10 protein-coding genes are annotated in these 10202 nt (G+C 42.0%); 2 read left to right on the plus strand and 8 right to left on the minus strand.

The features are described 5' to 3' along the window. Positions 1-47: 47 nt before the first annotated feature. The 8 genes from AB4135_RS06990 to ccoN form a co-directional block, all read right to left on the minus strand. On the minus strand, positions 48-740 hold the full coding sequence (locus AB4135_RS06990; protein WP_371991505.1) for a sulfite exporter TauE/SafE family protein: 693 nt from the start codon (positions 738-740) through the stop codon (positions 48-50). Further along, complete coding sequence (ccoS, locus tag AB4135_RS06995; protein ID WP_371991507.1) at positions 733-957, minus strand: cbb3-type cytochrome oxidase assembly protein CcoS; 225 nt, start codon at positions 955-957, stop codon at positions 733-735. Before ccoS ends, AB4135_RS06990 begins: the two co-directional genes overlap by 8 nt. After that, complete coding sequence (locus tag AB4135_RS07000) at positions 954-3350, minus strand: heavy metal translocating P-type ATPase (protein WP_371991509.1); 2397 nt, start codon at positions 3348-3350, stop codon at positions 954-956. Before AB4135_RS07000 ends, ccoS begins: the two co-directional genes overlap by 4 nt. A gap of 44 nt (positions 3351-3394) precedes the next feature. Continuing rightward, the gene (locus AB4135_RS07005; protein WP_371991511.1) at positions 3395-3874 is read right to left on the minus strand and encodes a FixH family protein; all 480 of its coding nucleotides are present in this window, start codon (positions 3872-3874) and stop codon (positions 3395-3397) included. A 137-nt stretch (positions 3875-4011) separates the two neighbouring features. After that, positions 4012-4968, minus strand: a complete 957-nt coding sequence (gene ccoP, locus AB4135_RS07010; protein WP_371991513.1) for a cytochrome-c oxidase, cbb3-type subunit III — start codon at positions 4966-4968, stop codon at positions 4012-4014. After that, the gene (locus AB4135_RS07015) at positions 4968-5144 is read right to left on the minus strand and encodes a cbb3-type cytochrome c oxidase subunit 3 (RefSeq protein WP_248976159.1); all 177 of its coding nucleotides are present in this window, start codon (positions 5142-5144) and stop codon (positions 4968-4970) included. Before AB4135_RS07015 ends, ccoP begins: the two co-directional genes overlap by 1 nt. 11 nt (positions 5145-5155) lie before the next feature. Beyond that, on the minus strand, positions 5156-5770 hold the full coding sequence (gene ccoO, locus AB4135_RS07020; protein WP_020912668.1) for a cytochrome-c oxidase, cbb3-type subunit II: 615 nt from the start codon (positions 5768-5770) through the stop codon (positions 5156-5158). 12 nt (positions 5771-5782) lie between these two features. After that, positions 5783-7219: a cytochrome-c oxidase, cbb3-type subunit I gene (gene ccoN, locus AB4135_RS07025; RefSeq protein WP_220736365.1), complete on the minus strand. Its 1437-nt coding sequence runs from the start codon at positions 7217-7219 to the stop codon at positions 5783-5785. Positions 7220-7481: 262 nt separating this feature from the next. Between ccoN and AB4135_RS07030 the strand changes: the two genes are divergently transcribed. Further along, positions 7482-7952 (plus strand): hypothetical protein, encoded by a 471-nt coding sequence (locus AB4135_RS07030; protein WP_371991515.1) that lies wholly within the window; start codon positions 7482-7484, stop codon positions 7950-7952. A 521-nt stretch (positions 7953-8473) separates the two neighbouring features. Beyond that, positions 8474-9766: a tyrosine-type recombinase/integrase gene (locus AB4135_RS07035; RefSeq protein WP_371991517.1), complete on the plus strand. Its 1293-nt coding sequence runs from the start codon at positions 8474-8476 to the stop codon at positions 9764-9766. Positions 9767-10202: the final 436 nt, after the last annotated feature.

Consider the following 10202-nt stretch of genomic DNA (forward strand, 5'->3'; position numbering starts at 1 on the left):
TCAGTTCTGTATTCACTTGCTATGTTAAACTAATTTGATAATTGGGGCTAGTTTAGCTGCCCAATAGCCACATATAAGGTTTGTAATCCAAAGCCGATAAGCAGCATACCACTTACTTTTTTTACCGCACTTTTTTGCACCCAACGACTAAAAGTACTTGCAGCAACACCGGCACTAAGCAGTGCTGGAAGTGTACCCAAACCAAATGCCGCCATAATTAATGCGCCGTCTAGGGCATTACCCGCTGCAACGGCCCAAGTCAGCATGCTGTAGACTAATCCACAGGGTAACCAACCCCACAATCCGCCAGCTATAAAAGCATGAGGTTTGCTCTTAATGGGGATAAAGCGGTTAGCAATGGGAGATACTAATTTCCAAAGGCCTTTACCTAAACGCTCTATCTGTACAACACCGGACCAAATTTGTGCGATATAAAGTCCGGTAATAATCATCATTATTCCGGCAATAATCCGTAACACTAATAAGTATAGGTCAACGTCAAAAAGCAACCCTAAAGCATTTGTGCTAAGACCAACAAGTGCACCTGCAGAGGCATAACTGATGATACGACCACTGTTATAGCTAAAAAGGTAACCGAGTTGGTTTACGAGCGTATTGCTGCCACTTTTTTGCGGGATGTTTGCTGACAATGCGCCCACCAGGCCGCCACACATACCAATGCAATGGCCAGCTCCCATAATACCTACAAGGAAAGCACCGACTAAGCTGTAATCATTCACTCGGTGTGTTATTCCCGTTATCTTTACGGGGCGTTATTGTCGGCTTATCTGATGACTTTGCGGAGTCACCTTGGGTGTTATCATCTTCAAATAAAATAGAGACACTTTGCTTTTCTAGGTCATCAAATTGATCAGAACGAACGGCCCAAAAGAAAATCCCTACTGCAACGAGCACAAATAACATGGCGATGGGGATCAAGACATAAATAATGCTCATACACGTACCTTGAGTAGTCTTAAGCTATTGCTTACGACGATGAGTGAACTGGCAGACATACCAATAGCAGCAATATAAGGAGCAACATGACCACTAACAGCAAGGGGAATTATAAACAGGTTATAAGCTAGCGCCCAGAATAAATTCTGTTTGATGATGAGTCCGGTTTTCTTAGCAACTTTAACGGCATCAGAGAAACGTGAAAGATTATCACCAAGTAGAATGATATCAGCGCTATTTTTACTGATAGCAGCGCCGCTTCCCATAGCAACTGAAAGGTTGGCACCTGCAAGCACCGGAGCATCATTAATGCCATCACCAAACATCGCCACTTGTTGGTTTTTTTGCAAGGTCTGAATTAGTGCCAGTTTGTCTTCGGGCAATAGACCTTTATGCCAGTTTTCAATACCGAGTCGTTTGGCTAGGGTTGCTACTTCGCCTGAGTTATCGCCACTTGCAATACTCATATTACAGCCTAACGCTTTAAGCGCGGTAACGGCTTGCGTGGTATCGGGCCTAATTTCATCTGCAAGTGTTATCTTCGCTTGAACAACATTATCTATGCTTAACCAAACAATGACCTCTTGCTCGACTTCATTGCTACCATTGATAAATGACTGGCTACCGATTTTTACTAAATGACCATCAATAACACCTTGCAACCCGTTACCGACAAAGCTTTGTTTATCTAAAACTTTGATTGTTTGATTTGAATATGGCTGAAAAGCTCGTGCGATAGGGTGTAATGAACTGGCTTCAAGCGCAGCTGCATATTGCATTAGTTTCTCTTTAGCCACACTCTCTTGACCGGTTGCGACCATCTGAATATCTGTGATAGATAACGAGCCCAAAGTGAGTGTGCCAGTTTTATCAAATACTATGTGGTTGAGCTTAGGAAGCTTCTCAAAAACCCCAGCTTTGCGGGTAATAATACCAAGTTTTGTTAAAATCGCAGTGCCGCAAGTAACCGCGGTAGGGGTGGCTAGCGCTAAAGCACAAGGGCAGGTAGCGACTAACACCGAGAGTGTTACCCAAAAAGCATCTTCTGGGGAATAAAAATACCAAAATATATAAGTGGCTGTTGCAATCAATAAAATTGCTGCAGTGAAGTAATTAGAAAATCTATCAGCATAAAGGGCAATTTTGGGTTTACTATTTGAAGCGATCTCTTGCAGCCTAATTATCTCCGCAACAAGTTGATCTTGCCCTAATGCGGTGACTTTCACTGTAATGGGTTGTTCTATATTGATTGTGCCAGCAAACACTTGTGATTTAATAGACTTAGCCACAGGCATTTGTTCACCGGTTAACATGGCTTCGTTTATCGATGATTTTCCTTCAATAATAATGCCGTCGGCAGCAATGACATCACCGGGTTTCACTAGAATAGCATCGCCAATGATGAGTCTTTTAGCCGGGACTTCTTCGATACTGTTTTCAGTTTTTAAATGAGCGGTTAACGGCACCAATTTATGTAAGTTACTTGAGCTGACTGAGGCTTTTTGACGTGCATTTTGTTCAAAGAAGCGCCCAAGCAATAAAAAGAAGGTAAACATTGAAACAGATTCGAAATAGACCTCGCCCGTGCCATTAATGGTTTCAATACAACTGGCAATATAGGCGCCGCATATAGCGATACTAACCGAAACGTCCATATTCAATCGACCCATTAACAAGGACCTTATGGCGCTAAAGTAGAACGGTTGCGCTGAGTAAAATACCACTGGGGCAGCAAAAAGCATGCTCACCCAACGGAAATAGTCTCTATATTCGGTATCTAAATCGGTAAAGTAACCAGAGTAGAGGGCGAGGGCAAACATCATCACTTGCATGGTTGCAAAACCCGCTAAGCCTAGACGGACTAAAAACTGGCGACTGTCTTTTTTGCTCTTTGTTTCTTGCTCATCGATCTGGAAAGGGGCGGCTTGATAGCCAATAGCGCCAATTTTATTGAGTATTTCACTCAACTTAACCTGATCGGCTTGCCATGCAATGAGTGCTCGCTGAGTGGTAGAATTAACTTGTACACTAACTACGCCACTGAGCTTCTTAACTTGGTGCTCAATTAACCAAGCGCAGGCTGCGCAAGTAATGCCATCGATAGTCAGAGACACCTCATTGAGGTCATCTCGATGTTGAATAAAGTCTTGTTGTACTTCAGGCAGATCATAGGCACTAACACTGGCCAATTCTTCAGGAACTAACGCAGTTTGCTTGCTACCAGGCTCGGTACGAAACTTATAATAATTAGTTAAACCCGCATCGATAATCGCTTGTGATACAGCTTGGCAACCCGGACAACACATGGGTTGCTCTAGATTTTGGATCTGCGTGGTAAACTGAGTACCGGTGAGTACGGGTTCACTGCAATGATAGCAACTGCTCTGGCTCATAGATTTGGGTTCATACTAATTATTCGAATTGTTTTGATAGGTTATTAGTTTAGCCAGTACTGCTGGTCGTCTACTAAAGTGACGCGCTGCTGAATGCGCCAAGTCTGATCGAAACCTTCAATACGTACTTCCCAAGGCCCTGAAATTGGCTGGGCTATTTCAATGCGGTAGACACCATTTGCATCTGCTGTCACTATCTCATTAAAATCTTTTTCAGCCATTGTAGGGTGAAAAAAGCCAACACTAAGTGCGGCTTGATAATTCTCGCCACCTTGCTGGGACAGTTCTACGTATTCATCATCAAACTCAAGCAGATAGTTCATCCCTAATTGCTTAGCATGTTTGATTTTTCGTAGGTCCATATTAATGCCTTTACCTTCTTTATAGTAATCCTCTGACACTAATGAATCTTTGTTGGAAATGGCAAGGTATAACAAGTTAACGCTCGCAACGACTGCACAAAGAGGAAGAATGATTAAAAACCAAGGCCAGAATTGTTTATACCAGGGTTGAGGAGTTGCCATTTTTTACACCTATTATTTACAGAGAATGATGTTTTTAGATTCAGTATTTTACAGTTAAAACTGTGATTTAGCACTTAAAAAAAAGGCCTCGTGAGAGACGAGGCCTTAATATTTCGTTTATTGTTACACTAGTGTAACTACTTGTTTGACAAGCTATAAACGTATGCTGAGATTACGTGAACTTTCTCTTCACCTAATACATCTTTCCATGCAGGCATTACGCCACTGCGACCATTCTTAATCGACTGTTGAATCGCGCCACGGCTTCCGCCATATAGCCACGCATTGTCAGTTAAGTTAGGTGCGCCCATGAATTTGTTACCTGTACCGTCCATACCATGACAAGCAAAACAGCCCTTCATGAATGAACCTTGACCTTGAGCGGCTAGTGCAGCGTCATGTTCACGGCCAGACAACTTAACAACGTATTCAGCTAGACCTGGTAATTCACTATCTTCGATTGGTAGACCACCTTTAGGCGGCATCATACCGTGACGACCATTCATAATGGATGTCTTAATCGTTTCTAGTTCACCGCCATATAACCAAGCACCATCGGTGAGGTTAGGGAAGCCCTTGCTACCGCGAGCATCACTACCATGACACATTGCACAGTTCTGTAAGAACAAACGACCACCAACTTTCAGTGCTTCTTTGTTATTAACTAACTCTTCCAATGGCGTATCAGCGTATGCTTTAAAGATAGGACCAAACTTTTCGTCAGCATGGATGACCTCTTGGTCATACTGAACCCAACGACCTTCTTTTAAAGCATCTTGAACAGCTGTTTTAGATTCTTCAAGTGTACGAACGCTTTGGTTCGAACTTGTCCAACCTAATAGGCCCTTAAAGCTACCCATACCTGGATAAAGTGCAAGATAGATGACACTAAATACGATAGTAATGTAGAACATATAACTCCACCACTTTGGCAGTGGGTTATTCAATTCTTCAATACCGTCGAAGCTATGGCCCATTGATTCGCCTTCTTCTACGCCCGTGTCGTTCTTAGAACATGCACGTAGTAGAACAATACAACCAATGATTACCACAGACGAGAGTACGATAATCCATATACTCCAGAAGTTTGTCATTACTTTGGCTCTCCTGAGTTATTCGCAACTGGGCTTTGCTCTTCATCAGAGAAAACAAGATTAGCTGCATCGTCGAATTGCTTTTTGCGACTCGAGCTATATGCCCAAGCAAATATACCGATGAAGGTCACCATTACTACGATGGTTATAATTCCTCGTAATGTGCCGTAATCCATAATTTGCCTCCTTATTTAAGCGCGTGGCCAAGTGATTGAAGATAAGCGATCAATGCTTCCATTTCCGTCTTATCTTTCACAGCGTCTTTTGCACCAGCAATTTCTTCATCGGTATACAGCTTATGTGTAGGATGAAGATTGCGTAAGATATCCATTTTCTTGCCAGTTAACTCGCCATCAAGCTTGTTTTCTGCCAACCATGGGAAACCAGGCATATTAGACTGTGGTACTACGGCGCGAGGGTCAATTAAATGCACCTCATGCCATTTATCACTGTAACGACCACCAACACGTGCTAAATCAGGACCTGTACGCTTAGAACCCCACTGGAATGGGTGATCCCATACAGATTCACCAGCTACAGAGTAATGCCCGTAGCGTTCTGTTTCTGCACGTAAAGGACGGATCATCTGGCTGTGACAGTTATAACAACCTTCACGAACATAGATATCACGACCTTCAATCTGCAAAGCAGTGTAAGGGATCTGACCTTCTAGCGGCTCAGTCGTGTCTTTTTGGAAAAGTAGGGGAGTGATCTCAACCAAGCTACCAAAGCTGATTGCGATTACAGTAAATATCCCTAATAGACCGATGTTTTTCTCAACTAACTCATGATTAAATTTCATCGAATCTACTCCTTAAGCTGCTTTTGCATCAGCAATTGCTGGCAAAGAATCTTTAGGGGCCTTAACAGTACGGAACACGTTGTATGCCATTAAGAACATACCTGTCAGGAAGAAAACACCACCTAAGAAACGAACAAAGTAGAATGGGTAAGAAGCTTCTAAGCTTTCAACGAAGCTATAAGTCAATGTACCGTCAGAGTTAACTGCGCGCCACATCAGACCTTGCATTACACCAGAGATCCACATTGAAACGATATAAAGAACAGTACCAATTGTTGCCAACCAGAAATGAACGTTAATTAAGTTTGTGCTGTACATGCGACCATGGTTAAACAGAACCGGTATCAAGTGATATAGAGAACCGATAGAAACCATAGCAACCCAACCCAAAGCACCAGAGTGAACGTGTCCAACAGTCCAGTCAGTGTAATGAGAGAGTGCGTTAACGGTCTTAATTGCCATCATTGGACCTTCAAAGGTAGACATACCGTAGAAAGACAATGAAACAACAAGGAAACGCAGAATAGGGTCTGTACGAAGTTTGTGCCAAGCACCTGATAACGTCATGATACCGTTAATCATACCACCCCAAGAAGGAGCGAATAGAATCAGCGACATCACCATACCAAGTGATTGAGTCCAATCAGGAAGTGCAGTGTAATGTAGGTGGTGAGGACCAGCCCAGATGTACAAAGCAATCAATGCCCAGAAGTGAACAATAGATAAACGGTACGAATAAACAGGGCGACCCGCTTGCTTCGGTACGAAGTAGTACATCATACCCAAGAAACCCGCTGTCAGTAAGAAACCAACCGCGTTATGGCCGTACCACCACTGAACCATTGCATCGACAGCACCACTATAAAGGGAGTACGACTTGGTCAGTGTTAGCGGTACAGCCATAGAGTTAACTATGTGCAATACTGCTACGGTGATAATGAAGGCACCAAAGAACCAGTTCGCCACATAAATGTGAGAAGTTGTCCGTTTAACGATGGTACCGAAGAACACCACTGCATACGCAACCCATACTATGGTAATTGCGATATCAATTGGCCATTCTAACTCAGCATATTCCTTACCACTTGTGAAACCAAGAGGCAGACTTATTGCTGCTGATAGAATAATGGCTTGCCAACCCCAAAACGTAAACGCAGCCAATTTAGGCGCAAATAGTTTGGTTTGACAGGTGCGTTGAACGATATAATAGGATGTGGCAAAAAGGGCTGAAGTACCAAACGCGAAAATCACGGCGTTCGTATGTAGAGGTCTAAGACGACTATACGTTAACCATGGAGTTTCAAAGTTTAGTTGCGGCCAGATTAACTGGGCTGCGATCAATACACCTACTGACATTCCAACAATTCCCCATAACACAGTTGTTAGGGCGAATTGACGGACAATAGTGTAGTTGTAATCAGCGCCTTGAGGCTGGGAATGGTTCATCATATTGCTTCCACTGCTTATTACTTATACTTATTATTAAGTAGAGTTAAACTCTACCCGGCAAAATGACACAAAATAGCGCTTTCCTACAAGGAAAAAGCCACACGTGTCAATGTGTAGCCTAGCATTTAATGAAGTAAACGCTAAGCAATGCAATGATACTTGAGCTATGTCAAAAAAGATAGGAATTAGGGCTATAGAAAAGTTGATCTAGATCAAGCTACTCCATAGAATGTTAACAGATTTAGTTAAAAGGTTATTTATTGTGCAAGATACTCACAAATCAGTAGTATTGAGAGTTTTATATACGTTTTCACTTATGATGTTCGTTGCTGCTTGTGAGCCAAATAGCAACAATAAAGCAACCTCGTTTGATGCAGATCCCGGTTTATGTAATTTTCAAATTGGCGCATGCACAAAATCAGTAGGTGACACTGACCTAGCCTTAAGCATATCTCCTTGGAACACCCCGAGTGAAAAGCCACTTACCCTAAGTTTGAGCAGTTCTAAATCTGTTGAAAACGTGAAAGTGCGTATAGAAGGCAGAGATATGTTTATGGGCATTATCCCGGTGAATTTAACTGAAATGGCTGAAAACAGCTATCAAGCACCGCTTATCTACGGTTCTTGCAGTAGTGATTACATGGTATGGCAAGCGATTGTCAGTTTTGAAGACAATGGTGTCGAAAAATTTGCTGTTTTTGAGTTTTTAGCTGACAGTGAGAAAGCTAAATAATCGATAAAAAGTCATCTATATGACTTCAATGTGCTTTATTTATCAACGTTTATAACCAAAGTTTCAATGCAGTTGATACCCAAGTTATCGTAAAAACTTGGCATAGGTCCAACTATTAAAACAATCTTATTGATAATAATTCTCATTTAGGTATATTGGTTTTACAGTAAATGTCATATCGGTAGAAAGCCATGGAAGCTAGCAACAAATACCTCAATATTAGTATCCCACAAGAGAAAATCGCGCAACTCATTCAACAAGGTCATCTATGTGCTGCTGACTTTAAGTGCCTAGATTCAGAATCAAAAAATACTGTTTGGCAACTTTGCCTCTGGTGTTGTGAAAAACGTATAAACTGCAGTAAATCTTGTTCTAGTGAATGTAACAGCCAATGCTCATCTAAAATTATGGTTACCAACACCTAAATAAAGAAAAATAGCTTTTATAGAGAACAGCACTACTCAAGAATCATCTTACTGATTAATATAGAGCGATTAATTAGTTTTCCAAGCGACTTGTCGATGCAACTTCCAATTGTAATGCCACTCTTCGATTCTATTGAGCACCTTGAGAATGGTAATCCAATAGTTAATCAACGTATTACTCAACTCTCTTTAAGCGGAATAGATGACGCCAGTGTTGTATTTGAGCATGCCAGTGACTGGCTAGCAGAACAAAAGTACAGTGAAAATAACTATAAAGCATACCGCAGCGAGCTAACCACTTTTCTACATTGGTGTTTTGACGTTGCAGAGCAAGATCTGCTTAAGGTTGGCCGCAAAGAGATTGGAAAATATGTAGAATATTGTCAAGCTCCGCCAGAAAACCTCATTGGCTTTTATAATGTGGCGCAGTTCAAAGCAGAGAAGGGCAGTACACTGCGAACGCCAAATCCACAATGGTTGCCGTTTCGCGGTAAGAAGGTTGCAGATAAACTCCAACCTTATGTATTAAGTGATAGCGCCTTAAAAACCAAAGTTGCAATCCTATCTTCTTTTTATGCCTATTTAATGAGTGAAGATTATGTAGAGAAAAACCCAGCGCAGATGTGGCTCAATAAAAGTCGATTTGCTTCTAGCAAAAAATATCGCCTAGACAATGACGGGGAGAATCAGCTTGCTTTTACCGAGTTGCAATGGTCTTACGTTATATCCACTGTGGCCAGGTTGGCTAAAGAGCAACCCGAAACCCATCAACGTAGTTTGTTCTTAATTAAACTTATTTATTCCTGCTATTTACGCGTATCTGAAGTTGCAGCAAGAGCAGGGTACTCGCCAGTAATGGCACAATTTAAACGCAATCCACAAACTGGAATTTGGAGTTTTCATATTCCATCAAGTAAAGGCGGCAAGCGTCGCACAGTTTCTATGTCAAATGCATTGCTTGAAGCATTAGTGGAGTACAGGCATTACTTAGGTTTAGCAGATTATCCCAAATCAAATGAACAGCATCCACTCATCATTAGGCAAAAAGCTGCAGGGCGAGGCAGGGAAGTCGGCAGTATCAATGCTAATCTCGGCATCCGCCAGATAAGAGAAGAAGTCGATAAAATCATCGTACTTGCAGCGATTAGCGCCGAAAATGACGGCTTTGTTGAAGATGGGGCGCAAATGAGACAGCTAAGTATCCACAATATTCGCCATACAGGGATCACTCATGACATCAATATTCATGGTCGGCCGCTGTCTCATGTGCAAGCTGACGCAGGCCATGAAAGTATCGATACCACATCTCAATATCTGCATACCACGCAAATTGAGCGACACCAAAGTGGCCAAAACAAGCCCTTAGATAACCTGCATGGTATTGAGTAAACACCGGTTTGAATATCAACTAATCAGTAATCATTCCATATAGCTTAATGCCGATAAGTGACATTATCGGCATTGGTTCTAAAAGTAGATTTTACACAGTTATCAGTTGGTTGCCTTGATGTCGGCAGTCAATAAAACAGTATCACCTTAGCTATTGTATGCCTTACTTGTTTGCAGAGTTAGTGGCGTTATCGAAAAGCCAATCAGGTGGCGCTAATGAACCAACAAATACTCGGGCAATTAGCAATCAATACCTGTTTCGCATAGATAATAGAGGCAAGTTCTAGCGTTGAATCGCCACTGTATTACGTATTCTATCTATTTATATGCATTATATGCTCGATAACCAGATGCGGCCTTAGTTATACGACAGCTCAAAGACTTGCGCTATATGGCGAAACAAGCTCAATTACAAAGCTATGTTCAAGGCTCAAGT

It is taken from the genome of Shewanella sp. 10N.286.54.B9 (genome assembly GCF_041468565.1).
GTDB lineage: Bacteria > Pseudomonadota > Gammaproteobacteria > Enterobacterales > Shewanellaceae > Shewanella.